The sequence below is a fragment of the Streptococcus sp. HMSC034E12 genome, from assembly GCF_001835915.1.
Taxonomy (GTDB): Bacteria; Bacillota; Bacilli; order Lactobacillales; family Streptococcaceae; genus Streptococcus; species Streptococcus vaginalis.
This window is the reverse complement of sequence record NZ_KV826452.1, coordinates 22,653-49,385: the sequence shown is the minus strand read 5'-3', so window position 1 is coordinate 49,385 and position 26,733 is coordinate 22,653. Positions and strand designations below refer to the sequence as shown.

The window sequence follows — 26,733 nt, the reverse complement described above, 5'->3', positions numbered from 1 at the left end:
TTGTCATCCTTTTTAGGATAAAATTGTTCCTACTTTTCACTTACTGCTGCAACAAAACGCTCTGTGATTTCTTTGGGACGCGTAATGGCACCACCCACTACAATTCCTCTAACACCTAGGTCATGAATGGTTTTGGCTTCACTCGGATAATGGATTTTTCCTTCCGCAATGACATCCAAACCTGCATCACATAAATTTTTTACTAAGTCAAAATTCGGTCCCTCGCATTGCAAACTATAAGAGGTGTAACCTGACAATGTTGTACCCACAAAATCCACACCTGCTTCTGCTGCAGCCACACCCTCTTCAAAGATACTCACATCTGCCATGAGCAATTGATGAGGATATTTTTCCTTCACTTGCTTGATAAAATCCGCAATCTTTAAACCGTCAAAACGTTCCCGCTTTGTACAATCAAAAGCAATTACTTCAATATCCAGAGATGCTAGTTCATCAATTTCTCGCATCGTTGCGGTAATAAATGGCTCTTGAGGTGGATAATCTCGCTTGATAATGCCGATGATTGGCAGCGAAGTAACCTCTTTAATTTCCTTAATATCCCGAACACTATTAGCTCGAATGCCAACAGCTCCTCCTTGTTCAGCCGCTTTTACCAAAAGGGGAATAACTCCACCTGCTTCAGTATATAGCGGTTCGTGTGGCAAGGCTTGACAGGAAACAATGATGCCATCTTTTATTTTGGCAATCAGCTCGTCTTTTGTCATTTGTGCCATAGGTAGCCTTCTCCTTTGCTATTGTAGATCAATCTTTAAAGCGCTTTCAATCTCACGGTACTATTATAGCTGTTTTTCTAAACGCTTTCAATAACATCCGATATTTAGGTTCTAATTTCTGATAATGCTCACTTTTCTCTTAAATCTTGAAAGTAGTTTCAGAGAGATAATCATTTTAACATGATACTATCATTATCGCACATTGCCTCTGAGGCACGCAAAAGACTACATCTCTGCGAGCGCTATCTACCACATCGTCACAAGCTTTCCCCCAAGAATTTTCCAGAATGGAGACCTTATAATAGAATTAGCAAGGGGGAACGCTTTTTTCAGGAGTATCAGCCAGAGTCGCTTTTGAATAAAAGTTTAAAAGTTTCTCAGTGCTGGTGTTCTTTGCGATATTGTCCTGGCGTCCGTCTAAATTTCTTTTTAAAAAGTCCGTTGAAGTGTTTTATAATATTTTATGCCACGCGACTCCTCACAAAAGATTATCAGTCAATATTTGCCAATTTTATTTTACGAACGAACCAGAGGTAGGGGACATATTGGGCAAGCATAAAAATTGAAAACGTAAATAAGCTACCGAAAATTTCATCGGTAGCTTATTTTTATGATAAATCAGTGCTTAAAACAATTCTTTGTAAAGAGCAATCGTTTCTTCTAGGGTTGGCATAAATGGATTTCCTGGTGCACAAGCATCAATGAGTGCATTTTTAGAAAGGTATTCAAAGTCAAATTCCTCTTCTTTAATGTCCAGTTCTGTCAATTTTTTCGGAATACCCACAGTTGCTGATAATTTTTCAATTTCAGAAATGGCATAATCAGCGCATTCTTTATCACTTTTGCCTTCCGTATGGAGACCAAGAGCTTTTGCAACATTTCGGAATGCTTCTGGCACACGTTTTGCATTTTCACGCTCTACAACCGGTAAAAGCATGGCACAACAAACACCGTGAGGAAGATTGTAAACTGCTCCAAGTTGATGAGCCATAGAATGTACATAACCTAGCCCAGCATTATTAAAGGCCATACCACCTAGGAAAATCGCATTAACCATCGCTTCGCGTGCTTCAATGTCATGGCCATTTTCAACAGCACGTGGCAAAAATTCTTTAATTAACTCAATTGCACCAATAGATAATTTTTTCGTTACATTGTATGCACCTGGTGTTACCAAAGCTTCAACCGCATGTGTAAGGGCATCCATACCCGTTGCAGCCGTCAAAGCTTTTGGTTTTGAAATCATCAATTCTGGATCATTTACTGACAGGAGTGCAAGGCTATTCTTGTCAACCATAACCATTTTCACTTTACGCTCTTCATCAGTAATAACATAGTTAATCGTGATTTCAGCTGATGTTCCTGCTGTCGTATTGATTGCTACAACCGGCAAGCCTTTTTCCTTTGATTTGTGAACACCTTCGTAATCTTGCGGACGCCCACCATTCGTTGCAAGAATTGAAATACTACTTGCAGCATCTTGCGGCGAACCACCACCAAGTGAAATAATAAAATCACAATTATTATCTCGCAAAACAGCTAAACCATCTTCAACATTTTTAACAGTTGGATTCGGATCAACATCACTAAAAACGACATACTCAATGCCTTCCTTATCAAGTGGTGCAGTTACCTTAGGTAAAATGTCACTACTTGCAATATAATGGTCTGTCACCAAGAGAGCTTTCTTATACCCCAACTCTTTGATATGACCACCTATTTCATTAATCACACCACAACCAATAAGATTAACTGATGGAACATAAAATACTGACATTATATGTCCTCCTTATTTTTTATAAATATCATCTATTTTAGAAACCGCTTACACAGCTATATTATAACACTCATAATGCTTTTTGCAACATCAACTTTTCATTATTTTAGTATCAAATTTACAGATTCAAAACTTATCAGTCTATTATGATATTTTAAGGCAAAGAGAAGTATAAGATTTTCTGTATACACAATGACATCGTCCCTATCAAATACCAACAATTGAAACATGACCGCCCTCCTTTTTTCACAACTAGTTTACAGGAAAACGCATACAATATTAAGCGAGAGAAAGGACACTCTCTCCAAATAGAAAAATCTCCCTACAAAAGCAGGGAGATAGTTACTGATAAACTGATTTATGTCTAAAAATCTGAATACATTGTCTGTACAATGACGAACGATTCAAATTAGAACAAACTTTACTGTCTATTTACGATGTCCTGGACGTTCTGCATAGCCATAGTAGGCATCAGCCATAATTTCTTCCATGTCAGTAACTATTGGCAAGCGTGGATTTGCTGGTGAACATTGGTCTTCATAAGCAAGAACGGCAATATCATGTAAGCTATCTTTCCAAGTTTTTTCATCAATACCTTGATCTTTAAAGTTCATCTTGATACCAACCGCTACACCAAGGTCATAAACAGCTTTGGCATACGCTTCAACCGCTTCTTCTGGTGTTGAGCAAGGAAGACCTAGCATACGAGCAATATCTTGGAATTTTTCATCAGCTTTCCAGTAATTGTACTTAGGCCATGTTGTAGTTTTAGATGGACGAGTTCCATTGTAACGGATAACATAAGGAAGTAAAATAGCATTTGTACGTCCGTGAATGGTGTGGTGAACAGCACCAATCTTATGCGCCATTGAGTGACTCATCCCAAGAAAGGCATTTGCAAAGGCCATACCAGCCATTGTAGAGGCATTGTGCATCTTTTCACGGGCTTCTGGGTCAGCCGTTTTTACAGATTTTTCCAAGTATTTGAAGACTAACTTGATAGTTTGAAGAGCAATACCATCTGTATAGTCATTGGCAAAGTTAGAAGTATAAGCTTCAGTTGCGTGTGTCAAGACATCCATACCTGTGTCAGCAGCAATAAATGCTGGAACAGATTCTACCAAAGCAGGATCAACAATTGCAATGGTTGGTGTCAATGCATAGTCAGTGATAGGGTATTTACGATTATTTGCCTTATCAGAGATAACTGCAAACGGTGTTACTTCTGAACCTGTACCAGATGTTGTTGGAATACCAATATACTGTGCTTTCTTACCAAGTGATGGGAATTTGAAGGCACGTTTGCGGATATCCATGAATTTTTGAACGAGGTCACCAAAGTCAACGTCTGGCTGTTCATAGAACATCCACATACCTTTAGCCGCATCCATTGGTGAGCCACCACCAAGGGCAATGATAGTGTCTGGTTCAAACGAGCGCATTACTTCAACACCACGACGAACTGTTGTGATATCTGGATCTGGTTCAACATCTGAAAAGACTTGAATCGTGACTTTGTTTTTACGAAGATTCAACTGGTCAATCACACGTTGTACAAAACCTAGTTTTTCAATTGATTTATCGGTAACAATCATGACACGTTCGATACCTTCGCAAGTTTGAAGGTATTGGATTGAGTTACGTTCGAAGTAGATTTTTGAAGGAACTTTAAACCATTGCATATTATTTCTACGTTTTCCTACTTTCTTGATGTTAAGAAGGTTGATAGCTGATACGTTATCACCAACTGAGTTGTGTCCGTATGAACCACATCCAAGTGTTAATGATGGAATGAAGGCGTTGTATACATCACCGATACCACCAAAGGTAGATGGAGAGTTCCAGATAATACGCATTGCTTTTATTTCCGTACCGAAACGTTTTGCAAGAGCTTCGTCTTTTGTATGGATAGCAGCTGAGTGTCCTAGACCATTAAATTCAACCATTTGACGAGCTTTTTTAAGTCCATCTTCAGTATCTTCAGCTTTCAAAACTGCAATAACAGGTGATAATTTTTCACGAGTCAATGGTTCTTTAATTCCAACTTCTGCACATTCAGCGGCCAAGATATTCGTACCTTCTGGTACTTTGAATCCTGCTTGCTCAGCAATCCACGTAGCTGGTTTACCAACAATATTTGGGTTCAATTTTGCACCAGCGCAGTTCTTGCTGTTAGCTTTTGCACCAAAACAGAATTCTTCCAAAAGCGCTTTTTCTTTCTTGTTGACAAAGTAAGTATGGTAAGATTTGAATTCTTCTACAAATTCATCATAGATTTCTTTATCAATGATCACGGCTTGCTCAGATGCACAGACCATACCATTATCAAATGATTTGGACATCACGATATCATGTGCTGCTTGGCGGATATTTGCTGATTTTTCAACGTAAGCTGGAACGTTACCAGCACCAACTCCAAGAGCAGGTTTGCCGCATGAATAGGCAGCTTTTACCATGGCGTTCCCACCAGTCGCAAGGATTGTTGCAATCCCTTCGTGGTTCATCAAAGCTGTTGTTGCTTCCATAGATGACTGTGTAATCCATTGAACACAGTTTTCAGGTGCACCTGCTGCAATCGCTGCATCACGTACGATTTGTGCCGCATGAGCAGAAGATTCTTGAGCAGATGGGTGGAAAGCAAAGATAATTGGATTCCGCGTTTTCAACGAAATCAATGATTTAAAAATCGCTGTTGAAGTTGGGTTGGTCGTTGGAGTGATTCCGCAGATTACTCCGACCGGTTCAGCAATTTTCGTTAAACCTGTAATAGGATCATCTTCAATCACACCAACAGTTTTAACACCACGCATATTGTTAACAACATGTTCGCAGGCAAAAAGGTTTTTTGTTGCTTTGTCTTCAAAGACACCGCGACCTGTTTCTTTAACAGCATGTTCTGCTAAGATACCATGTGCATCAAGAGCAGCAACTGAAGCTTTTGCAACAATGTAGTCTACTTGTTCTTGATTTAATTTTCTCATTTCTTCCAGAGCAACTAGCCCTTTTTGAACGAGTTCGTCAACATGCTTTTCAGCAGCTAACTTTTTTTCTTCGGGAGTTAATGTTTTTTTATCAGCCATGTGTTCCTCCAATGGTTTTTAGGATTTTTATAAACCCTTTGTTAAATTTTTCACAAGATTATTATACCTTATTTTTTTTCTCTTGTAAACAGTTTCATGCAAACTTCACAAACTTTTTCTTTTATATTGTGAAGTTATTTCAAAACATGAGTTTTCTATTATATTTAAAAACATTGTTTGTGAATTTTAAAACATAAAATTATATATTTCACATACTTTTTCAAGATTTCCTAAAACAAAAGTTATGTAAAAAAGAGCATTTTTGCCATGTATTCCTCCACCCTCGTTCTACCCTACTATCCTTTTTACAGTACACAAAAGTCATGAATCGCAAAGCAATCCATGACTTCTAATTATTTACTACTATTTCTTCACCGTTCCTTTTTTCACAGCTTCATCAATGGCTTGTTTAACGGTTTGTGCATAGAGCTCACCGCCCTTGGTGATTGTTGTTGTCTCCGAGCCAAAGTGCACATAGTCAGTTCCGTACCAAATTTCTGGGTGTTCGATAGCAGTTTGATACCAATCCGCTACAAATACATAATCGTATTTTTTCGCCAATTCCAACTCATACTGACGTGTTTTGACTGCCAAGCTAGAAGCGTTATGTGCTGTGCGACCATCATACGGCGTCACTAAAACCAAACGATGTCCTTTTGGTAATTTCTCAATAAATTGATTGAGCAAACTTTCGTAGTTATCAACCGTATTGGTTCCCAAGGCTAAGACGACTGTCTCCAGAAGCACCTTGTTTGAAATATCAGTTTGATAGACTTGCAAGCCCGATTCTAAGTTTCGACTGACCGCTGCATCCACTTGAATTCCCGGCATAGCCTGCTTGAGCCATTCACTTGCTCGCAAAGCTACCGAATCTCCGATAACGGTCGTACCCTTTGCTACATTGTATTGACTGGCACTCACATTATCAGCTTGGGTACGAGTGATCTGCATTTTACTGTCAGCTTGATTTAACCCATTGACGAGCAAATTTTCTTCAAAAGCACCAATTTTCGGAGCAGTCACAATCATGACCAAAGCGACCAGTGTTAATGGAATCAAACTATAAAATACAGGTGTTGTGATTTGCTTGATGTCCATCTTCAAGCCAAATACTTTTGGCTCTCTACCTGCTAATGTCGGCTCCAATAGATAGAAAGAGAAAGCCGCCAAAGCAAAAGAAAGCACGGTTGTTAATAGAACTGCCCATCCATTGCTCATCAATTGGGAAAAGATGATGTAAAACGGCCAATGGAACAAATACACACCATAGCTCGTATCTGCAATAAATGTGATAACGGGCGGCTCATCAACATGTGGCGTCTTCTCATGGAGCACACGTGTTGCCAAAATCATCACCACCGAAAATACCGTTGCAAGAAGAAAACCAAACAGATAAGTCAATAAATTATCAAATCTCAGGAGGAACGTTAATAACAGCAAAGCTGCAAAACTACCACCAAGTAGATAAAAGGTCTTTTTCAAATCAAGCGCCTGCTCCATTTTACGAAAAGGTGCTCCCAAATCACTCACACCCGAAAGTGTCGCTAAAATACTTCCTGCAAAAAACGGGAAGATATGCGTGAAACTTGAAAAGTAAATCACAGAAAAGTTTGAAGAGAAGAAACTTCTGACAAACATAGAGAGAAAACTAATCAAGAACAAAGCAGATGATAAAAGAAAGATAATACCACGAAATTGCCCAATGGTTTTACTTTTCTTCGCTAAATACCATGTTGCCAAGCCCCACAAGATATAGTAGTGCATCTCCAAAGCCAAGCTCCATGTGTGCACAAAGAGATGTTGGATAAATTGACTCTCGTAATTTCCACCAGACAAAATTTCATAAAAATTTGTCACAAAGCCGAGCACAGCAGCGATTTGCGTCCCAATACCAGCCACAAAATCCTTCCGAATCAACAGGGTAAAGGGCATGACAATCAAAATCATAAAGACAAGCGGTGGCACAATCCGATAAAAGCGACGTCTCAAGAATCCTTTAACATCAATGTCTTTGTCTCTGGCAAATTCATCAATCAAGAGAGATGTAATCAAAAAGCCTGAGAAAGTGAAGAAAATATCCACACCAATAAAACCGCCAGGAAAAGCTTTCTGGAAGAAATGGTAGAGCAGGACTAGAAGTAACCCTGTAATCCTCACTAATGAAAACCATTTAACGCGCATTTTGATAAATCCCCTGTTTAAACTTTCCCTTGTAGACAACATTATTTTCTGTTGTTAATTTGCCTTGACCATCTGCTTGACCATTTACAAAATTTCCTTCATACTTCCAGCCAGCTTTAGCTGTAAAAGTTCCTTTCCCATTGAAAGTTCCATTTTTAAAATAGCCTTTATAAACATCACCATTCTTAAAAGTCAATGTTCCTTGACCATTCATTTTACCACGGACGAGACTGCCATTATATTTGATTGTTCCTTTATCCAAGGTCAATGCCCCTTGACTGGGAATACCTGATGTAAAAGCCACCATCGCTGATAGGACAATAACCGTTACTGCTAGCAATTCCAAGTTATGCCTTGTAAGATAAATTTTGTACTTTTCGTAAAATTCTTTTAATGCGTCCATTCTCTCCACTAATCTTCGCTCTTTATGCGCTCAATCCATTTCTGACAGCCTGCCAAGACAAGCTGATAAGTTTCATCAAAATCACCTGTGTACCAAGGATCTGGCACACTTCTCTCTTCAAATTGAAATACTTTCTCCAGATATTTTCCCGGTGCGATTTTCCTCAAATCTTGAAAATTGGATTCGTCCATTCCTATAATATAATCAAAGTCTACAAAATCCTGCTGTGAAATTTGTTGAGAAGTTTTGCTTTGGTCGTAAGGAATGGCATATTTCTTAAAAATCGCCTGCGTTCCCGAATGGATTGGATTACCATGCTCCCAATCAGAAGTCGCACGACTTTCAACATAAACACCATCTGTCAAATCTTTCATCACAAATTCTGCCATTGGACTGCGACAGATATTTCCCAAGCAAACAAACACAATTTTTTTCATAGCATAGACCTCTTTACTATTATAACAAAATCTAAAAAAATAGGAATTTAAACCCCTGAGAATTTTTGAATTCTTTTAAAAACACAAAAGCCGCCGATTGGGCGACTCTTATAGGGAGATTATTATGAAAAAGAAAAGTTTTTAGGAGTTCAAGTTAAGCTCTTCTCAACTTGTGATTATAGTATACCGATATTGACTTAAATTTTTCTTAAAGATTTTACTATTTTTGAGAAATTTTAAAGAAATTCAATTTGAAGATTGTTCCACTTCTTCTGCCAATTCTTTTTGCTCAGTCGTTGTTCATAAAGAGCTTTTCTCGCTGGATCTGTTAAGAAATGCGGAGTCGGCTGAACACGAAAATGGAGAATGTCGTCTAAGCCATAAGGCGCAAAGAGTTCCAGCTGTCTATTATCCAACAAACGTAAACCCACAGCTGTACAGCGCTCTGGATATTTACTCATGGCATCTTGCGAGCTAGTATAAGATTGGGTATTTGGACTGTAGATATGCATATAGACTTGATTATTGACTTCCCAATGGTAATGTGGAAATTCTCGCTTGAGTCGATTTTCAATATTGAGCGTTTCCTCGTAAGAAATATCTGGGTCAAAGAAGATTACATCCACATCCGTCTCCGTATCAAAGCCGGGCTTGTCCGACAGAATATTCCAGATGACATTTCGTACTGAACCAGCACAAAGCCAGCTGTCTTTCAATTGCAAGTCATAGATAATCTGTAAGATAGTCATCATATCTCGGTCTGATGAAAACGCATGTAAAATCTCTTTTTCAGATAGCATGTTATTTCTCCAAATATTCATAACCCAAATGCTCGTAAGCCTTACGGGTTGCCACGCGCCCTGTTCGAGTTCGCATAACAAAGCCTTTCTGGATCAAATAAGGCTCATACATATCTTCGACCGTTTCTTGCTCTTCTGCGATATTGATAGACAGAGTCCCCAGACCAACTGGCCCGCCACCATACACTTCAATCATGGTCTTGAGAATCTTCTGATCCACATAATCTAGACCTTCCTGATCCACATCCAGCATCGTCAGGGCTTGATCAGTAATTTGGTCATCAATTAGTCCGTTGCCCATAATCTGAGCAAAATCTCGTACACGTTTAAGAAGCCGATTGGCAATCCGAGGCGTGCCTCGGCTACGCAGAGCTAATTCTTCAGCTGCTTCATGCGTAATCTCCATTTCAAAGATGTCTGCCGTCCGCTCCACAATCTCCGTCAAATCTGCTTCTGCATAATATTCCATGTGACCAGTAATGCCAAAACGAGCCCGTAAAGGATTGGACAGCATACCAGCTCTGGTCGTAGCGCCAATCAAGGTAAACGGTGGCAAATCCAAGTGAACACTACGACCGGTCTCGCCAGAGCCAATCATAATATCAATGTAAAAGTCCTCCATAGCGCTATAGAGCACCTCTTCAACAGACATAGGCAAGCGGTGAATCTCATCAATAAAGAGAACATCTCCCGGCTCCAAATCGTTCAAGATTGCCACCAAATCGCCCGCTTTCTCAACAACTGGACCCGAAGTTTGCTTGAGATTGACTCCCAGTTCATTGGCAATGACAAAAGCCATAGTGGTTTTTCCCAACCCTGGAGGTCCAAAAAGCAACGTGTGATCTAGCGCTTCATCTCGCATTTTAGCTGCCTCAATGAAAATTTTCAGCTGATTTTTGACCTTGTCTTGCCCAATATATTCTTGTAAATACTGGGGACGCAATGTGCGCTCTACGAGCTCCTCGTCTCCCATCAATTCATTATCCAAAATTCTACTCATAAATACTATTATAGCAAAAAATCAGGTTGGTAAGCTGGTTTAACCTTAGATTTTACAAATAGAAATCGAAGGGAATGAGATTATGATGATATTTGATGATACTAAATGTCTTAATCAAAAACGACAGAAAAATGTACTGCCGTTTTTAATATTCATTTTCATTTGCTTGTTGCATGATAAATGGTTGTGCTGGTAAAAACCTCACCTGCTTTCAAGATAACATCAGCCTTCAGGTCGCTGTGAATGGCATCTGGTAGGGCTTGGGTTTCAAGAGCCAAGCCATTGTGTTGAATCATGGATTGTCCATTTAAAATGACTGTATCATCTACAAAGTTTGCTGAGTAAGTCACTAGGCATGGCGCACTTGTTTTAAATGTCAAAAGGCGACCGGATTTAGGATCGTACAAGGAACCTGCTTCTTTCTCTCCTTTTTTCAATGCAAACGGATGATCCAAGCCAGACACAATCTGAATCTGCTCATCTTGATTGGCAAAAATATCCTTAAAAGCTACACCTTTTATTAGATCTTTGACAAACCCCCGCTCTGAATCTGGCATTTTAGCAGGCACGCCGTCCGGTGCGATTGGAAATACACCTAAGGTATTCAACTGCAAGATACAGTTATCAATTGGTTGGCTGAAATCACCTGATAAGTTGAAGTAACTGTGATTGGTTGGATTGACCAAGGTATCTTTGTCCGTCTGAACTTGGTAAGAAATCTCTAACTCACCTAGTTCCGTTAAAGTATAAGAAACCCAGACTTTCAGATTTCCCGGAAAACCACCCGTTCCATCTGCACGTTCGGTATAGAAAGTGACGCCTTCATTTGTGACTTCCTCAACTTGAAAAATAGCACTATCCCAGCCAGTAGAACCGCTATGATTGCAATTTTCTGCGTTGTTGACTTCTAACTGATAGGTTTCGCCATTTAGCTCAAACTGTGCTTTTGCAATCCGTCCTGCAACCGGTCCGACGCTTGCACCATATTTAGGGCTGTTGCCTACATAGGCATCAAAATGATTAAACCCCACCACGATATTTGCAAATTCATGATTTTTGTCCGGAGTGGCATACTCTAAGACAGTCGCACCATAAGTCATGACTTTCAAACGATAGCCCAAATCATTTTCAAATGTATAAGAGACAATATTTTGCCCTTGAAATGTTCCAAAAATAGCTTCTTGATAAGATTTCATACAACTTTCCTTGTTTTTATTACAAATTTAGGTTTGCCTATTTTAAATTTTTAGTTTTTCCGTCCACGAAACAGCTGTTTCACGTAAAACACGATTCAAGTCTTCAATATTTTGACGCCCCGCTTCATCTAGCCAAGCTTTAGCTGCATCTGTTCCTTGATCTGCAAAGACCGTAACTGCGTCTTTCCAAGTCGCACGTCCGCAAAGGACACCGTTAAATTGAGAACCCGCTTCATGCGCCACTTTGAGCGTTTTCTGGAAAAGCTCTACGCTAACTCCAGCACTCAGGAAAATAAAGGGCAGATGAGTTGCATCAGACTGCTCTTTGAAAAATGTCTTGGCTTCTGCGAGGTTGTAGACAGCTTCAACTCCGCCTTTCGTAAACCCTTCGACAAAATTCATATTGACCGGTACTTCCACTTTCAAAACATCAACATTGTAGCGCGGATTTGAAAAGAGTTTCATGGCTTCATTGACCTTTTGCGGTTTTACTTTCGCATAATCTGCATCTACTACATTATCACGCTTTGCATCATACGTCAATATTTCAAGGAAATAAGGAATGTTTTCTGCCACACATTCACTTCCTACGCGCTCTACCCAGGCTTGCTTGATGTCGTTGATTTCAGGCTTATCATCTACATCATAGTAAATCAAAACCTTGACCGCATCAGCGCCCAACTCTTTCATGCGTTTGGCTGACCAATTTGGTAGCAAGTCTGGCAAGCGACCTTCTGTTGTCGCATCATAGCCTGTTTTTTCATAAGCAACAATAAGACCGCATTCTGGCGCACGTAATTTGGTAGCAGGTACACCGAATTCTGGATCCAAAAGGATAGAAGTAGCATACGGAGTCAACTGACTGGAAATCAATTGTTTAAATTCAATGAGCGCTTCATTTCCTGATACAGCATGTGCGCCACTTGCCAGCATTTTTTTCAACGAACCTCTCTGGTCAATCGCCAAAGCCCCAATAATGCCATTTTCATATGAAAGATTCTTTAAGTGTGCTAATTTTTCGTGACTAATCTTTAATTTTTCCATGGGTTCCTTCCTATTCTTTATCAAATGAGTGAATGATGACGCCTTGTACAACACGGTTGACGGTGCCTGTCGGAGACGGTGTGTCTGGACGATTGTTCACTTTGAGGGCTGTCAACAAGGCAAATAATTGACCATAAACAATATAAAGGAATACGCGATAAACATCATCTGCTAGCTGTTGACTAGAAAAAATGACTTGTTCAACATTTTCCAAATCTTCTTTTTGATCTGTCAATAGAATCACCTTGCGGGCAATCTCATCTCCGGCTACTTCTCGTACTAAGTCAAGGTCGTATAATTTGGTGTAGGAATCTGTCGAGCCAAACACCACAACGACCGTTTCTTCATTCACTAACGATTTTGGACCGTGACGGAATCCGACTGGGCTTTCATACATCGTCGCCACTTGTCCTGCGGTCAATTCCAAAATTTTCAGCTGGGCTTCATGCGCTAAGCCAAAGAAAGGACCTGCTCCCAGATAAATGACACGATTGTAATCCAAGGAAACCATCTTTTGAATGGCTTCTGCCGAGTCTAACATTTCTTGGCTCAAGGCTATCAAAGTAGAAACTTTTTCGGCTTTTGCAGCTAAATCTGCTTTGTCAAAGACGAGCAAGGCTGTCAACATCATAGACGTAAAGCTAGAAGTCATGGCAAAGCCAACATCATTTGACGGTGCAGGTTGGAGCAAGAGCAAATTGCGTTCGTCACCGTGTGCTTGCTGGGCTAATTTACCTTCTTCGGCACATGTAATCGTGATTTGGTAAAGTTCCTCAACTATGTCTTTTGCCAAGTCAACTGCCGCAACACTCTCTGGTGAATTGCCGCTACGAGCAAAGGAAACCAAAATGGTCGTCACTTCCTTGTGCAGATAAGCAAGCGGATTAGCGACAATATCTGTCGTTGCAATGGCATTAAAGTTCCACTTGCGTTCATCGTAAATCTTTCTGAAATAAGGCAAAAGGGTATCTCCGACATAGGCTGATGTCCCAGCCCCTGTCAAAATAACCTTGATATAATCATACTTTTCATCAATATTATTCAGAAAAACAGCAATCTCATCAGCTTGCACTTTATAATTTTCAAAAGCCGTCTGCCAAACTTGCGGCTGTTGATAGATTTCCCGTGTGGTGATTTCCGCACCTAATTCAATTAAGTCTTCCTTTGTATAATCTAGCATGGGTCTCCTTTCTGCTTTGCAATGCTAACTAAAAGAAAGGGAGCGGGAAAATGATGATTTTAAAGAAATCCATTTTCTTGCCCCAGCCCCCTTAGTTATACAGATTGCTCATTGGAGCAATTCAAGCAAGGACGTGTTTTTCAGCGACTATTAGCTGGACACTCCTTTATTCATCTTCGTCATCGTTCATTTCTGCTAATACATCATTGACTTTCACGATGTATTTGTTCGCTTTTTCGATATATTTTGCTTCTACGCCAATCAGGGCAGAATTGATAAATTCAATCACCATTGGCATATTCATCCCTGCATAAAGTTCAATTTGGAGTCCTTCCAAAATCAGACGGCTAACGACATTGCAAGGTGTTCCACCAAGCAGGTCGGCAAAGACGATATAATCATCTAAATCTTTTACAGTCGCTAAAAATTTAGCCGTAAAGTCGTCTATTCCTTCTTTCGGAAGTAAGGGAACTGTATGAACGAAGTCCAGTGGCCCCATAATCATTTCGGTGCTTTTTTTCAATTCTTCACAAAAGCGACCGTGACTGACCAATACAAGTTGTTTTGTCATTTATAGAGAAGCTCCTTTTAAACACCTAAGATTGGTGTATGAGTAAAGTGTGAAAATGCAGAAACACCAATTGCAATAATAATCACGATAAAGATTGCCTTTGTTGAATTCATGCCTTTCTTACCAAGCAGCCAATAAACAAAACCTGTAAACAATGCTGGCACCAAACGTGGGAAGATTTTATCCAATGTTTCTTGAAGATTGAAGGTGACACCACCGAAGCTTTGTGTATAGGTAAACTTAAAGTTAATCATCGTAGCAATCAAGGCCGCCACCATGAAAACACCAAGAACTGTTGCAGCATCTGTGATGGCAGACAATTTGTCCTGCATGGTTGTAACTAATTTCACCCCTTCTTTGTGGGCAAACTCTAATTGTTTCCAACGGAAGACATTGATTGCGATTGTCACAGCTATCCAAAGGAAAATTCCAAGAGGATTGCCTTCAACAGCAAGTCCAGCAGCCAGACCACCCATAATAGCAGGAATAGTAGAACCAAAAATCGCATCGCCAATCGCGGCAAATGGCCCCATTAAACCAGTTTTAATCCCTGTAACGGTATCTTTAGCCGCAACTCCTTCATTTTCTTCAAGTGCTAGGTCAATCCCTGTTACTAAAGTATGGAAAAAGTTAGATGTGTTGAAGAATTGCGTATGTGTCCGCATCATTTCTTTTAATTCTGGCGTACCGTCTCCATATATCTTGCGCAATTGCGGCAAAATCATATAAAGATAGCCTGACGCTTGCATACGCTCGTAGTTCCAACCCCATTGGAAAGTAAAGAGACTACGACGGTTGATTTGTTTAAAATCTTCTTTTGTTAATTTGTAATTAGAGTTCGTCATCGTCAATTTCCCCACTTTCTGATTGTTCTGCAGCAACAGTCACCATTTGTTTATTAGTTGCATTTTTATAATTGATTGTTGCCAAGGCAAAGCCAATAATCGCAATTCCAATCATTGGTAGGCCTTCAAATTTTGCACCACCAAGAGCTGTGGCGATTTGTTTGACAGCTCCTGAAGCAGCTGCCAATGTTGAAATATAATCAAAAACAACTTTCAACATAGCTGTAATGGCAAAACCTAAACCAAGATAATGAAGATTTTTCTTGACTGGAAGGTAACGAAGCAAAATTGCAAAACCGACACCAGGAAGCATTTTACCTGCAAGAATCAATCCGTCTGCAATCCATTGTGCATTATTGGCAAGCCAGTCTGAGAAGGCTTTTACAGCGTCTCCACCGAGCCACAAAGCCAGAAATACTGGAAGGGCACGTGAAAGTCCCCATGGAATAGCACCTAATAAGTAATTGCGTTCAATGCCTTTATAGTCAAATTTTTCAACCGCTGCATCAATACGATGTGCAAAGTAAGTCGTAGAGAACCGTCCAAGGACGTCTGTATAAACTAGCAAGGCTGCTACCGGAACGGCAATAGCTGAAATAGCGAGTTCTGATTTCATACCTGTTGCCACAGAGAATGCTGTTGCAAGAACCGCACCAGAAGTTGCATCAATCCGAGAGGCACCACCGAATGTACCAACCCCAAGCACAACGAGTTGGAGACTACCACCAATAAACAAACCAGTCTTCAAATCTCCCATGACCAGACCAGTGATAAAACCTGCAAAAACAGGGGAGCCAGCTGATGAGTTAATCGTCAACTCATCCAAAATTTGATACGCTGAATACAGCGTCAGTAAGAGAATTTGCCACCATTGTATCATAACAATGACCTCCTAAATTTATTTCAATAATGTCATAAAGTCTTCAACTGGATCATTTGGAACCATTTGAGCTGTTATTGTCACACCTTTTTCATGCAACTTGTTAAATACTACCACGTCTTCATCTACCACGTTAATTGAGCGTGTGATAGAACGCGTTTCAGATGTCTGCGACATATTGCCCACATTGAGCGTTTCGATTGGCACGCCTGCTTCTACTAATTTCAAAAAGCGGTCTGGCTTTCTCGCAACAATGAGCAGGCGTTGGCTATCATATTTGCCGGCTAGAATATTTTCTGCTGCTTTTGCAACTGGTAAAACACTCAATTTCACACCAGCTGGTGTCGCCAATTTCAAGCCGCTTTTTTCAATAGCATTTTCTGCTACTTCATCATCTACTACCATGATACGTGAGATGTTTAATTTTGTAGTCCAAAGATTGGCTACTTGCCCATGGATCAAACGTCCATCAATCCGATTCCCTACAATTGTCATAATTTTGCCCCCTTTATTGTTTTAAATGTAGGTTTGTGAACTAAATGAATAAATTCGCTGTATTTCCCTTCAGTTTCAAAAATAATGATACGATTTTTTCCGATAGTTAAGAGACCATGTGGAATATACAGCGATAAGGTCGGTCCGACATCCCAGAAGCGACCGATATTGACACCATTGACAAAGACGATTCCTTTGCCAAAGTGGGTCAACTCCAGATAAGTATCTTTAAGCGCTTTCAATTCAACGTCAAACGCATAGAAAGCTGGCTGATTTTCATGCCATTCTTTCGTAAAATCAATTTTTTCTGGATTTTTCAACTCTAATGGATACTGTTTCCAATGGAGCATAAAATGAAGATCTTTGCAAACTCCTGTGCGAATACCTTTATGCTGGCTTTCTGTCAAAAGTTTATGCCCATAGTTAACACGCCCCATGTTCTCCATCAAAATATCCAATAGATGTGTTGACTGTTTCTGCTGCGAAACTAAGATGTCTTCACCAATTTCTGTCTGGTACTGAGTTTTGATACGGTTTCCATCTACAAAAAGTTGCATCCGATCACGCCCATTGATGACACGAATCCGTTCCTCGTCCGCATCCCATTCCGCTTCTGTACGATAGAGTAGATAGCCAACATTTTGTCCCAGCTCCTCCATGTTCATAGGGTACAGACTTTCGATTGGCTGCGCTACATCTTCTAAGGTTTCAAATAAACTAACTTTCTCACTAAGCGGAATATCCTTTAACTCAAACGATTCTTTTACCAAAGGTTCCATTTGTGGATATTCTGGATAATATTTTTTTAACATTCGCTGAATAGCAAAGTATTTAGGCGTTGGGGTTCCTTGTTCATCAAGGAGAGCTTCATAATCATAAGACGTCACTTGTGGCAGGTCAATGCTTCCTCGCGCTGAACAGCCATTCATGAAACCAAAATTTGTCCCCCCATGAAACATATAAAGATTGATACTGCCTTGTTGCAAAACTTCGTGAACCGCTTCAGCCAACTCTTCTGGATCTCGTGTGATGACCGGCTCCTTCCAACGATTGAACCAACCGTCCCAAAATTCCATACACATGAGCGGCCACTTCTTGCCATGTTCATCAAAGAATTCCTGCATCTGCGCGAAATTTTCTTTTGCTTTGGAGCCAAAGTTCCCCGTTACAAACACATCATCCTCAATAAGCGTCCCTGCCCGCAAAGTGCCTCGCCAAGGTCCGTCTGACGTAAAGAGCGGACAAGTCACACCTCGCTCTAGCATCATATCTCGAACAACTCTCAAATATTCCTTATCTTCGCCATACGAGCCATATTCATTTTCGACCTGCATCATGAGAATGTTGCCGCCATTTTCCAAAAGATGCGGGACTAAGCGCGGAAGCAATTCATCATAATAGCTAGCAACTGCGGCAAAATAAGCAGGGTCAGAAGAACGAATTCTCATCTCCTCCTTCAAAAGCCAAGCCGGCAAACCACCGAATTCCCATTCTGCACAAATATAAGGTGACGGACGAAGCAAGGCATACAAGCCTAAATCTTGAGCAATTTGAAGAAATTTCTCCAAATCCAAGATCCCCTCAAAGCAAAACTGCCCTTTCTGAGGTTCATGAACGTTCCAAGGAATGTAGGTTTCTACCGTATTAAAGCCCAGAGCTTTCAAATTATAAAGCGAATGATACCAATCATCTGGCTGAATCCGAAAATAATGAATGGCACCAGACAATATTTTAAAAGGCTGTTGATTCAGATAAAATTCTTCTTTAATCTCAAATCTTGCCAAACCATTTCCTTCTTTCACATAACATTTTTGTAATCGGTTACATAGGTTAATATAATATATTTTGTATGAAATGTCAATAGTTTTTGAAAAATTTAACCATTTTAAGAAAAATTATGGTAAAATTTTTTATGAGAGGGAAGCGAAAGAGAGGTGAATAACATGGCAATCCCTAAATACCAATACATAAAAGACGAACTCAAAAGCAAGATTATCTCAGGTCAATTTGAAAACGGAGATAAATTTTATACAGAAGCTGAGCTAATCACAATGTACGATGTGAGTTCTATTACTGTTGTCAGAGCTTTAAATGAGCTAGCAAAAGACGGATATATCATTCGCCAGCAAGGAAAAGGAACATTTGTGTCGCGCGCGCGTAAGCACAAACTCGTTGAATTTTCTGACGTTGAGATATTTCCCACCCAAAATGATCAAGTGACCGTTTTATCAATCGAGCGCGGAAACGACTTGAAATTTCTTGATAAGTTAGATTTGAAGGGACACCAATTTTACTATAAAATCGAGAGACTTCGTAAAGCAAAAGATACCCCTTACATCTATCATCAATCCTATATCCCAGAGCAATATATCAACGCAAATTATCCAAATCTTGAATATTACAGCTCTATCTACAACCGCTTCAAACAAGACTATCATATTCACATGAATGACGAGCATTTTGAAGAAACAAATGAAATAATCTTCCCGACACCAGAAGCTGTTGCAACATTACTGGACATTGACACAAACTTCCCGACCGTCTTCCAAGTAAAAACAACACAGTTAGAAAGTACAGGACAAATTTTAGAGTATAGCGAAGCCTACAAACGTGGCGACTTCTTTAAAATCAAGTTCGTGTCACGCAGTGGAAATCACTAATTATTTTTATGTAAGAAGCTGGGACAAAGTGCTCAGCTTCCTTTGTTTATATATAATCAGAATTATAAGACGCAGTGGTTTGAAGAAGCTCTATTGGCTTTAGTTAATGTAGAGTTTCCCATGCACAATTGATTAGGCACTTTAGTGCCAATCAATCACTGCTGAGTGGACTCTAATACGTTGATAAATCAACTTTTACAGCCCTACTCAACCGTGCGGAGGTGGGACGATGAAATCAAGTTTCTACGAAACTACTGATTTCTGTCCCACTCTCTTTTTTATATCTTGGCATCATTATAACCCATCTATACCAATTTGAAAAGAATTTTGCTTTGTTTTTTATTTGTCAACTTTTTATCATTGTTATGAAAAAAACAAGATGTGCTGTCATCTTGTTTTTCTCTTATTTATTAAAATTCTCAATTTCTTTAGTAGTCATATTTGCCTTGATCTGCAGTACTTTTTCTTCTGTAAGACCAGTAAATTTCCCAAAATAAGGAACAAATTTTATCTTATATGCCTCACGAAAAGCAACTAACTCTGGCGTCTTTTTCTCACTATCTAAATAATAAAAAGATTTTGTTTTGGCTCGTTGCAGTTGTTTCACAAATCGCCTACAGTGTGGACAAGTTCCTCGCCCAATGTAGAGATAAAAATTTTCACTCTGAGCCTGCTTTTCTTTGAGTTCAGGCACCGTTATCTGGTGAAATTTCGCTACAATAGTTTGATACTCTTTTTGTTCATCTATTCGCTCAGCTGGATCTAGCAAAACTGAATGGCAGGTAACTATTCCGAAAATCAAAAACACTCCAAGTAATTTCAGCCAATGCTTCTTTGCCATCTCTATCCTCGCTATTCTATACAGCTATTATAAAAAATTCAGACAAGAAGCACAAGAAAAGACAAAAAAAGTAGGCCGAAACCTACTTTTGACTAGTTTTAAATGATACCCAAAATGATATTGTAGAGCAAAGCCCCTACGACACCGCCGACAATTGGACCTAGGACTGGAATCCAAGCATAGGACCAGTCAGAATCCCCTTTATTTGCGATTGGTAAAAGAGCATGCATGATACGCGGTCCCAAATCCCGTGCAGGATTGATCGCATAGCCTGTCGTTGGTCCAAGTGAGAAACCGACTGCAAAAATAACTGTTCCTACGATGATTGGACCCAAACCAGCGGCAACTTTATTTGGACCAATTGCCATAATCGTGATGACAAGAATGGCCGTTCCCAGCGCTTCTCCTAAAAAGTTAGAAGCTGTATGGCGAATGGCTGGTCCCGTTGAAAAGCTGGCTAAAATCAAGGCTGAATCTTTCGTTTCAGCCCAATGAGGGTAATAGTGAAGCCATAGAACAAAAGCCGCAGCCATGGCACCCAGCATTTGTGCAAGAATGAACGGAAAAACCTGTCCCCAACTAATCGCTCCAATAGAAGCCATTGCGAATGTGACCGCTGGATTCAAGTGAGCTGGGCTGAAAAATCCAGATACATAAACCGCCACTGTACAAGCAATCCCCCAGCCTAAAACGATAGAAACCCAGCCAGTTCCTTCCTCCTTCGTCTTGCTCAAAACATTCCCAGCAACAACCCCATCACCAAGCAATACTAGGATAAAGGTCCCTAAAAATTCACCGAGATACTGAATCATAATCCGCCTCCTTTATTTCTTAATCTCCAATTCTTTCAATTGTTCTTGGATAGTTACCAAATCTGCACCAGCTTGCAAGAGAGCAGCTGCAGTATAAGCCCCTTCAACAATGGGAACATTATTGATGATGATGTCCTTATCTGAAAAATCTGCCACCAGCTCCAGATTCATGCGAGCCGATCCAAGATCAAAGAAAGCTAAAATCTTCTCCGCTTTGTTGGCTTCCACAACCGTTTGAACTTGTTCAAAACTTGTGCCAATGCCGCCATCTTCTGTACCGCCCACATAGGTCAGCACAATGTCTTTAGCAACTTCTGAAATTAAATCCACAAGGCCTTGAGCAATCCATTTTGAATGAGAAACGATGACAATCCCAACTTCTGTCATGCTTTTTCCTCCACTTCTAGCAAGGCTTCAAAAAGTAAGCCTGATGAATACGAACCGGGGTCAATATGTCCGATAGAGCGCTCTCCAACATAAGAAGCCCGACCCTTCGTTGCTTTCATATCTTTCGTCGCTTCAACCAAAGTATGAATGGTTTCTTTAGTCAACTCTCCTTTTTGAAGAGCCATCACCACACCATCCCAGACATCTACCATCGTTTTTTCACCGACGCTTGCTTTCCCACGCTTTTGAATCATATCAAGCCCTGCTTGAACAGCATCTGCCAAGCTAGCAGCTTCTTTTTCAGCCTTCATTATTCCCATGAAAGCTGAGCCGTAAAGAGGTCCAGAAGCCCCACCGACCTTGCTGAGCAATTGCATGGAGACAACTTGAAAGACTTCTGCTGAATTGGTAAAATCTTTTCCTTCCAGATTTTCAACGACAGCGGCCATACCACGCGCCATATTGCCACCGTGGTCTCCGTCACCAATGGGCGTATCTAACTCTGACAGATAGTCTTTGTTGGCTTGAATTTTTTCGTTAAAGAGAAGCATCCATTTCTTTGCTAATGCTGCATCCATATCATACCTCCTACCAAGCAATCGTTGCAACAGGACTGTTCAAAGCTTCTAGCCAGTCTTCACGTTCCAATTTGATAAAGGTCAGAGAAATGCCTGCCATGTCAATAGATGTCATGTAGTTTCCTAATTTCTTGTAAACAACTTCCAGACCTGCTGCTGCGAGAATTCCAGCCACATCGTTGGCAAAGACGTATTGTTCCATGAGCGGTGTTGCCCCCATGCCATTGATAAGGATTCCGATTTTATCTCCTGCTTTGAGTTCAAAAGAGTCTTTCAATTTTGCCACTAATTCTTGTGCCAAGTCTTTAGACGGCTGCATTTTTTCTTTGCGATAGCCGGGTTCTCCATGAATGCCGATGCCAAATTCAATTTCATCATCAGCAAGCACAAAGCCAGGTTTCCCAACTTCAGGAACGGTTGCTCCACTGAGAGCCAGCCCAACCGTATGAATCTGAGGCACCAATTCGTCAGCCAAGGCCTTGATTTCACTCAGTGATTTTCCAGACCGTGCAGCATTTCCCAAAATCTTATGAACCAAAATGGTACCAGCAACTCCACGGCGACCTTGCGTATAAAGGCTGTCCTCAACAGCAATATCGTCATCGACAACAACACTTGCCACCTCGATTCCTTCCATTTCTGCCATATCCTGTGCCATTTCAAAGTTCATGATGTCGCCAGAATAATTCTTGATAACCATGAACACACCTGCGCCTTCGTCTGCTTCTTTGATTGCCTGCAAGACTTGGTCAGGAGTTGGGGAAGTAAAGACCGCTCCGCAAATCGCAGCTGACAACATACCGTCGCCCACAAAGCCAGCATGAGCGGGCTCATGACCGCTACCGCCACCTGAAATAATCGCTACCTTGCCAGATTTTTCGCTATTTCTAGCAATGATGTCAAAGCCTTCTACACGATGCACCAAATCACTGTGGATATAAGCCAGCCCGTCTAGCATTTCGTCCACAACAGCCGTTGGTTGATTGATAATTTTTTTCATGAGTTTCTCCTTTGCTTTATGTTTCTTATTTTTATTGTAAAATTCTTTGCTCCATTTTGGAACGGACAAAATCAAAAATTTGTCCCTCTTTTTAGTTTTCCTATTGCATCATTCATGATAAACTAAGAATAGAACTAAAAAGACTGAGGAGGGAAGATGGCAACATCCTTAATCACGAAAAAAAGGATTGCCAAATCCTTTAAAAAATTAATGACCGAACAAGCTTTTGAAAAAATCTCTGTTCGACAAATTATGGAAGACGCCGGTATTCGCAGGCAAACGTTTTACAATCATTTTCTGGATAAGTACGAATTATTAGAATGGATTTTTCAGACGGAGTTGCGAGAGCAAGTAACGGATAATCTGGAATATATCTCTGGCTATCAGCTGCTGCAAGAACTGCTACACTATTTTAGCGTTAATAAGAGTTTTTATGCACAATTATTTGACATTGTTGACCAAAATGACTTTTCTTCTTATTTTCAAACCTACTGCCAACAACTTGTAGCCAAACTCGTCAGAGAATATCATTCCCGTCCTTTCCATTCTGAAATGGAGTATCATTTTTTCATTCATTATCACAGTCAAGCGCTTGCGAATGCTATCAAACATCTGCTGGATTTATCTGAGCAAGATTACCAGCAACAGGCGCAACTTTTAACACAACTAATCAAAACAGCTATAGAAAATTAAGGCAAGTATATGGTTCACATTATCAATTCAATTCATTCAAGCATTCAGCAAAACATCAATGCAATTACCCGCATGTATCCTCACCTTTCACAGCTGAAACAACTGCCCGTCATTTATCATAATCAGCACGATTCTTCTGTCGTGCCCATTATTTCGGGTGGCGGCAGCGGTCATGAACCAGCTCATTTTGGCTATGTGGGCGATGGTATGTTAACCGCTGCTATTAGTGGCCCCATTTTTGTGCCACCTTGTGCGGAGCATATTTTAGAAACCATTCGTTTTCTGCATCAAGGCAAGGGCGTTTTTGTCATTATTAAAAACTTCGATGCTGATATTAAAGAATTTTCCCAAGCCATTTATCAAGCGCGCAAGGAAGGAATTCCAGTCAAATACATCATTTCCCATGATGATATTTCAGTCGAAAAAAGCAACTTCCAAATCCGCCACCGCGGAGTTGCAGGAACGATTCTGTTACATAAAATCCTCGGGCAAGCTGCCAAAGAAGGGACTGGTCTAGATGAATTGGAAAAGCTCGCTCTTTCTCTGTCCACCTCCATTGCGACACTAGGAGTCGCAACAAAATCTGCCACCTTACCAAGCAAGCAGCTGCCTATCTTTGATTTGCCCCAAGGTCAAATTTCCTACGGAATTGGAATCCATGGAGAGCCCGGTTATCGGATGGTTCCGTTTGAATCTTCCGAACTGCTCGCTGTGGAGCTTATCAACAAAATCAAAATGAAATTCAAATGGCAAGAAGGACAAGAGTTTATTCTCCTCATCAATAACTTAGGCGGTACTTCAAAATTGGAAGAACTCGTTTTCACAGATGACATTCTTCAACTGTTAGATATAGAAGGCTTGAAACTGCCCTTTGTCAAAACAGGTCACCTCATCACAAGCCTAGATATGGCAGGACTTTCTGTTACCCTCTGCCATGTTTCTGACAGCTCCTGGCTAAAAGCCTTAGAAACCCCAACCAATGCTTTTGCTTGGTGAGAGAGCAAAAATCCAGAGAGTGGGAGTCTGTCCCACTCTCTGGATTTTTAATTTTATATTAATCCAAACCTATACGGTGGAAAATATCATCTACGCGCTTGGTGTAGTAAACTGGATCAAAAATGTCGTTAATTTCCTCTGGTGTTAAACGAGAGGTCACAGCTTCATCAGCTTCTAGTAGCGGACGAAAATCTGTTTGATTGTCCCAAGAATAAGCCGTCTTTGGCTGTACTAAATCATAAGCCTCTTCACGTGTCATGCCTTTTTCAATCAAGCTCAGCATGACGCGCTGGCTGTAAATAAGACCAAAAGTTGAGTTCATATTGCGGCGCATATTTTCAGGGAAAACAGTCAGATTCTTAACGATATCGCCAAAGCGGTTGAGCATGTAATCAATCAGAATCGTCGTATCAGGTGTAATAATACGCTCTGCTGAAGAATGGGAGATATCACGTTCATGCCAGAGCGACACGTTTTCATAAGCCGTCACCATGTGACCGCGAATCACACGGGCAAGCCCTGTCATATTTTCAGAACCGATTGGGTTGCGTTTGTGAGGCATGGCAGAGCTGCCCTTTTGCCCCTTGGCAAAGAACTCTTCCACTTCACGCTGTTCGGATTTTTGCAAACCGCGGATTTCAGTCGCCATGCGCTCGATTGATGTGGCAATGCTGGCTAGCACGGCAAAATATTCAGCATGCAAATCACGCGGTAAGACTTGAGTCGAAATTTCCTGAGCACGAATGCCTAACTTATCACAGACATATTTTTCCACAAATGGCGGAATGTTGGCAAAGTTCCCAACAGCACCAGAGATTTTCCCAGCTTCTACACCAGCGGCAGCATGTTCAAAACGCTCAATGTTGCGCTTCATTTCACTGTACCAAGTCGCGAGCTTCAGACCGAAAGTCGTAGGCTCCGCATGAACCCCGTGAGTACGCCCCATCATGATGGTGAACTTATGCTCACGCGCCTTGTCCGCTATGATGTTAAGGAAATGATCCAAATCTTTGCGAATGATGTCGTTTGCTTGCTTGTAGAGATAACCATAGGCTGTGTCCACCACATCAGTAGACGTCAAGCCGTAGTGAACCCACTTGCGCTCTTCGCCAAGCGTTTCAGATACTGCACGAGTAAAGGCCACCACATCGTGGCGAGTCTCCTGCTCAATTTCCAAAATGCGGTCAATATCAAAGTCCGCATTAGCACGGATTTTAGCCACATCTTCCTTAGGAATCTCACCCAGCTCAGACCAAGCCTCATCAGCTAAGATTTCCACCTCCAGCCAAGCCCGGTACTTGTTTTCCTCACTCCAAATGTTCGCCATCTCAGGGCGTGAATAACGGTTGATCATTGTTTTTTATTTTCCTTTCTTTATCTATCCTTCTAAAGTTAGTTCAAGTCCTTTTACTCAAACCTACTCTCTTTTTCTTTTGTATTTCTTTTAATCCTAAAATTTTAGCTAATGTAACTTCAACATCCCAGTCTTTACTTAAATTCAACACAACCTCATTATCAATATTTTTCTCTTTACGAAACATATCTAATACGTCACCTTCAAAAACATAAATATGGTGTTACAGAATATTCAATTTCACAATTATAATTAAGATTATACTTACTCTTATACTATAAAACACTTCTTTATCATCAACATTTAAACTGCTATAAGAAGGTTTTATAACGTTAGGATGGTCTAACTTTTCAACATTTTCAATTTCTTGTTTATATCTTTTTGCTCTTTCCTTATTCTGCTCTTTAATAATTTTTATAGCGTACTTTTTTTGTTTCTTAAATGCTTCACATACAATTCCTTCTCCACCCTCAGAAATTTTTTCAAGATTATCATATCCAAGTTTGGAGAATTTTTCTTTCAACTCTGTTAATTTTATCACAAAAATCTCTCCCTCACTCAAACTCCTCTTTCCCTATCTCCACCGACGGATAATGGGACAGCTGGTTCAAGTCTGTATCCAGCGGCAGATCATAGATTGTTAGGTAGTCTGCTGGGTAATGGGCTTGCAGCTCTTCATATTTGGCTTGGATTTTGTCAGCGTCTTTGCTGGCAAAGAGCACTTCGACAATCCCTGCTTCTCCATTTTCAATAAAGGCGTGAACAATGATTTGAATCATAACAAACTCC

Annotated in this window: 28 protein-coding genes; 3 read left to right on the top strand and 25 right to left on the bottom strand. The window is 40.4% G+C overall.

Translation table 11 applies throughout. From position 1 onward, the window contains the following. Nucleotides 1-29 precede the first annotated feature (29 nt). The 16 genes from HMPREF2574_RS07260 to HMPREF2574_RS07185 all read right to left on the bottom strand — a co-directional run bounded on the left by HMPREF2574_RS07260 (nt 30) and on the right by HMPREF2574_RS07185 (nt 18,407). Nucleotides 30-734, bottom strand: coding sequence for an N-acetylmannosamine-6-phosphate 2-epimerase (locus HMPREF2574_RS07260; RefSeq protein WP_070584532.1), 705 nt, complete (start codon nt 732-734; stop codon nt 30-32). Between the two features lie 625 nt (nt 735-1,359). Continuing rightward, nucleotides 1,360-2,511, bottom strand: a complete 1,152-nt coding sequence (locus HMPREF2574_RS07255; RefSeq protein ID WP_070812377.1) for an iron-containing alcohol dehydrogenase — start codon at nt 2,509-2,511, stop codon at nt 1,360-1,362. A 428-nt stretch (nt 2,512-2,939) separates the two neighbouring features. Beyond that, nucleotides 2,940-5,591, bottom strand: a complete 2,652-nt coding sequence (adhE, locus tag HMPREF2574_RS07250) for a bifunctional acetaldehyde-CoA/alcohol dehydrogenase (RefSeq protein WP_024052873.1) — start codon at nt 5,589-5,591, stop codon at nt 2,940-2,942. A gap of 363 nt (nt 5,592-5,954) precedes the next feature. Further along, entirely contained in the window at nt 5,955-7,772 is a 1,818-nt protein-coding gene (locus tag HMPREF2574_RS07245) for an acyltransferase family protein (protein WP_024052874.1), read from the bottom strand. Then, nucleotides 7,762-8,175: an MORN repeat-containing protein gene (locus tag HMPREF2574_RS07240; RefSeq protein ID WP_024052875.1), complete on the bottom strand. Its 414-nt coding sequence runs from the start codon at nt 8,173-8,175 to the stop codon at nt 7,762-7,764. Before HMPREF2574_RS07240 ends, HMPREF2574_RS07245 begins: the two co-directional genes overlap by 11 nt. 8 nt (nt 8,176-8,183) lie before the next feature. After that, nucleotides 8,184-8,612 (bottom strand): low molecular weight protein-tyrosine-phosphatase, encoded by a 429-nt coding sequence (locus HMPREF2574_RS07235; RefSeq protein ID WP_070584536.1) that lies wholly within the window; start codon nt 8,610-8,612, stop codon nt 8,184-8,186. Nucleotides 8,613-8,848: 236 nt separating this feature from the next. After that, nucleotides 8,849-9,412: a nucleotidyltransferase family protein gene (locus HMPREF2574_RS07230; protein WP_024052877.1), complete on the bottom strand. Its 564-nt coding sequence runs from the start codon at nt 9,410-9,412 to the stop codon at nt 8,849-8,851. Between the two features lies 1 nt (nt 9,413). Next, nucleotides 9,414-10,412 carry a Holliday junction branch migration DNA helicase RuvB gene (ruvB, locus tag HMPREF2574_RS07225; RefSeq protein ID WP_024052878.1) on the bottom strand — a complete coding sequence of 333 codons (999 nt, stop codon included), beginning with the start codon at nt 10,410-10,412 and terminating at the stop codon, nt 9,414-9,416. Between the two features lie 158 nt (nt 10,413-10,570). After that, on the bottom strand, nt 10,571-11,608 hold the full coding sequence (locus HMPREF2574_RS07220) for an aldose epimerase family protein (RefSeq protein ID WP_024052879.1): 1,038 nt from the start codon (nt 11,606-11,608) through the stop codon (nt 10,571-10,573). 42 nt (nt 11,609-11,650) lie between these two features. Then, complete coding sequence (lacD, locus tag HMPREF2574_RS07215; RefSeq protein ID WP_024052880.1) at nt 11,651-12,652, bottom strand: tagatose-bisphosphate aldolase; 1,002 nt, start codon at nt 12,650-12,652, stop codon at nt 11,651-11,653. 10 nt (nt 12,653-12,662) lie between these two features. Continuing rightward, nucleotides 12,663-13,832: an SIS domain-containing protein gene (locus HMPREF2574_RS07210; protein WP_024052881.1), complete on the bottom strand. Its 1,170-nt coding sequence runs from the start codon at nt 13,830-13,832 to the stop codon at nt 12,663-12,665. A gap of 166 nt (nt 13,833-13,998) precedes the next feature. Further along, on the bottom strand, nt 13,999-14,403 hold the full coding sequence (locus tag HMPREF2574_RS07205; protein WP_024052882.1) for a PTS sugar transporter subunit IIA: 405 nt from the start codon (nt 14,401-14,403) through the stop codon (nt 13,999-14,001). A 17-nt stretch (nt 14,404-14,420) separates the two neighbouring features. Further along, nucleotides 14,421-15,248, bottom strand: coding sequence for a PTS system mannose/fructose/sorbose family transporter subunit IID (locus tag HMPREF2574_RS07200; RefSeq protein ID WP_003036938.1), 828 nt, complete (start codon nt 15,246-15,248; stop codon nt 14,421-14,423). Then, nucleotides 15,235-16,128, bottom strand: coding sequence for a PTS mannose/fructose/sorbose/N-acetylgalactosamine transporter subunit IIC (locus HMPREF2574_RS07195; protein ID WP_024052883.1), 894 nt, complete (start codon nt 16,126-16,128; stop codon nt 15,235-15,237). The genes HMPREF2574_RS07200 and HMPREF2574_RS07195 overlap by 14 nt, the downstream gene beginning before the upstream one ends. Before the next feature lie 18 nt (nt 16,129-16,146). Continuing rightward, a complete protein-coding gene (locus tag HMPREF2574_RS07190; RefSeq protein ID WP_024052884.1) occupies nt 16,147-16,623 on the bottom strand; it encodes a PTS sugar transporter subunit IIB in 477 nt (158 codons plus the stop codon). Next, nucleotides 16,620-18,407 (bottom strand): glycoside hydrolase family 35 protein, encoded by a 1,788-nt coding sequence (locus HMPREF2574_RS07185; RefSeq protein ID WP_042754161.1) that lies wholly within the window; start codon nt 18,405-18,407, stop codon nt 16,620-16,622. Before HMPREF2574_RS07185 ends, HMPREF2574_RS07190 begins: the two co-directional genes overlap by 4 nt. A 159-nt stretch (nt 18,408-18,566) precedes the next feature. Here HMPREF2574_RS07185 and HMPREF2574_RS07180 point away from each other — a divergent pair, with 159 nt between their 5' ends. Then, complete coding sequence (locus HMPREF2574_RS07180) at nt 18,567-19,283, top strand: GntR family transcriptional regulator (RefSeq protein ID WP_003032072.1); 717 nt, start codon at nt 18,567-18,569, stop codon at nt 19,281-19,283. A 403-nt stretch (nt 19,284-19,686) separates the two neighbouring features. Here the strand turns inward: HMPREF2574_RS07180 and HMPREF2574_RS07175 are convergent, their stop codons facing one another. From HMPREF2574_RS07175 to dhaK, 5 genes are all read right to left on the bottom strand, one after another. Beyond that, nucleotides 19,687-20,124 (bottom strand): DUF6568 family protein, encoded by a 438-nt coding sequence (locus tag HMPREF2574_RS07175; protein ID WP_024052886.1) that lies wholly within the window; start codon nt 20,122-20,124, stop codon nt 19,687-19,689. Nucleotides 20,125-20,222: 98 nt separating this feature from the next. Further along, the gene (locus tag HMPREF2574_RS07170; RefSeq protein WP_070584543.1) at nt 20,223-20,936 is read right to left on the bottom strand and encodes an MIP/aquaporin family protein; all 714 of its coding nucleotides are present in this window, start codon (nt 20,934-20,936) and stop codon (nt 20,223-20,225) included. A 12-nt stretch (nt 20,937-20,948) separates the two neighbouring features. Beyond that, a complete protein-coding gene (gene dhaM / locus HMPREF2574_RS07165) occupies nt 20,949-21,323 on the bottom strand; it encodes a dihydroxyacetone kinase phosphoryl donor subunit DhaM (RefSeq protein ID WP_070241464.1) in 375 nt (124 codons plus the stop codon). Further along, nucleotides 21,320-21,901, bottom strand: coding sequence for a dihydroxyacetone kinase subunit DhaL (dhaL, locus tag HMPREF2574_RS07160; protein WP_024052889.1), 582 nt, complete (start codon nt 21,899-21,901; stop codon nt 21,320-21,322). Before dhaL ends, dhaM begins: the two co-directional genes overlap by 4 nt. A 10-nt stretch (nt 21,902-21,911) precedes the next feature. Then, on the bottom strand, nt 21,912-22,901 hold the full coding sequence (gene dhaK, locus HMPREF2574_RS07155) for a dihydroxyacetone kinase subunit DhaK (protein WP_024052890.1): 990 nt from the start codon (nt 22,899-22,901) through the stop codon (nt 21,912-21,914). Nucleotides 22,902-23,057: 156 nt separating this feature from the next. Here dhaK and dhaS point away from each other — a divergent pair, with 156 nt between their 5' ends. Further along, on the top strand, nt 23,058-23,594 hold the full coding sequence (dhaS, locus tag HMPREF2574_RS07150; protein ID WP_024052891.1) for a dihydroxyacetone kinase transcriptional activator DhaS: 537 nt from the start codon (nt 23,058-23,060) through the stop codon (nt 23,592-23,594). A 9-nt stretch (nt 23,595-23,603) separates the two neighbouring features. After that, a complete protein-coding gene (gene dhaQ / locus HMPREF2574_RS07145) occupies nt 23,604-24,590 on the top strand; it encodes a DhaKLM operon coactivator DhaQ (RefSeq protein WP_024052892.1) in 987 nt (328 codons plus the stop codon). Between the two features lie 58 nt (nt 24,591-24,648). On the opposite strand, the gene purB is transcribed toward dhaQ, so the two are convergent. Genes purB through HMPREF2574_RS07130 form a run of 4 tightly spaced genes read right to left on the bottom strand, consistent with a single transcriptional unit; the run spans nt 24,649 to nt 26,723 of the window. Further along, nucleotides 24,649-25,944, bottom strand: coding sequence for an adenylosuccinate lyase (gene purB, locus HMPREF2574_RS07140; RefSeq protein WP_070812376.1), 1,296 nt, complete (start codon nt 25,942-25,944; stop codon nt 24,649-24,651). A 43-nt stretch (nt 25,945-25,987) separates the two neighbouring features. Continuing rightward, nucleotides 25,988-26,131, bottom strand: coding sequence for a hypothetical protein (locus HMPREF2574_RS10575; RefSeq protein WP_024052894.1), 144 nt, complete (start codon nt 26,129-26,131; stop codon nt 25,988-25,990). Nucleotides 26,132-26,167: 36 nt separating this feature from the next. Further along, nucleotides 26,168-26,485 (bottom strand): protein kinase domain-containing protein, encoded by a 318-nt coding sequence (locus HMPREF2574_RS07135; protein ID WP_180363990.1) that lies wholly within the window; start codon nt 26,483-26,485, stop codon nt 26,168-26,170. Between the two features lie 13 nt (nt 26,486-26,498). Next, nucleotides 26,499-26,723: a hypothetical protein gene (locus tag HMPREF2574_RS07130; RefSeq protein ID WP_024052895.1), complete on the bottom strand. Its 225-nt coding sequence runs from the start codon at nt 26,721-26,723 to the stop codon at nt 26,499-26,501. Nucleotides 26,724-26,733 lie beyond the last annotated feature (10 nt).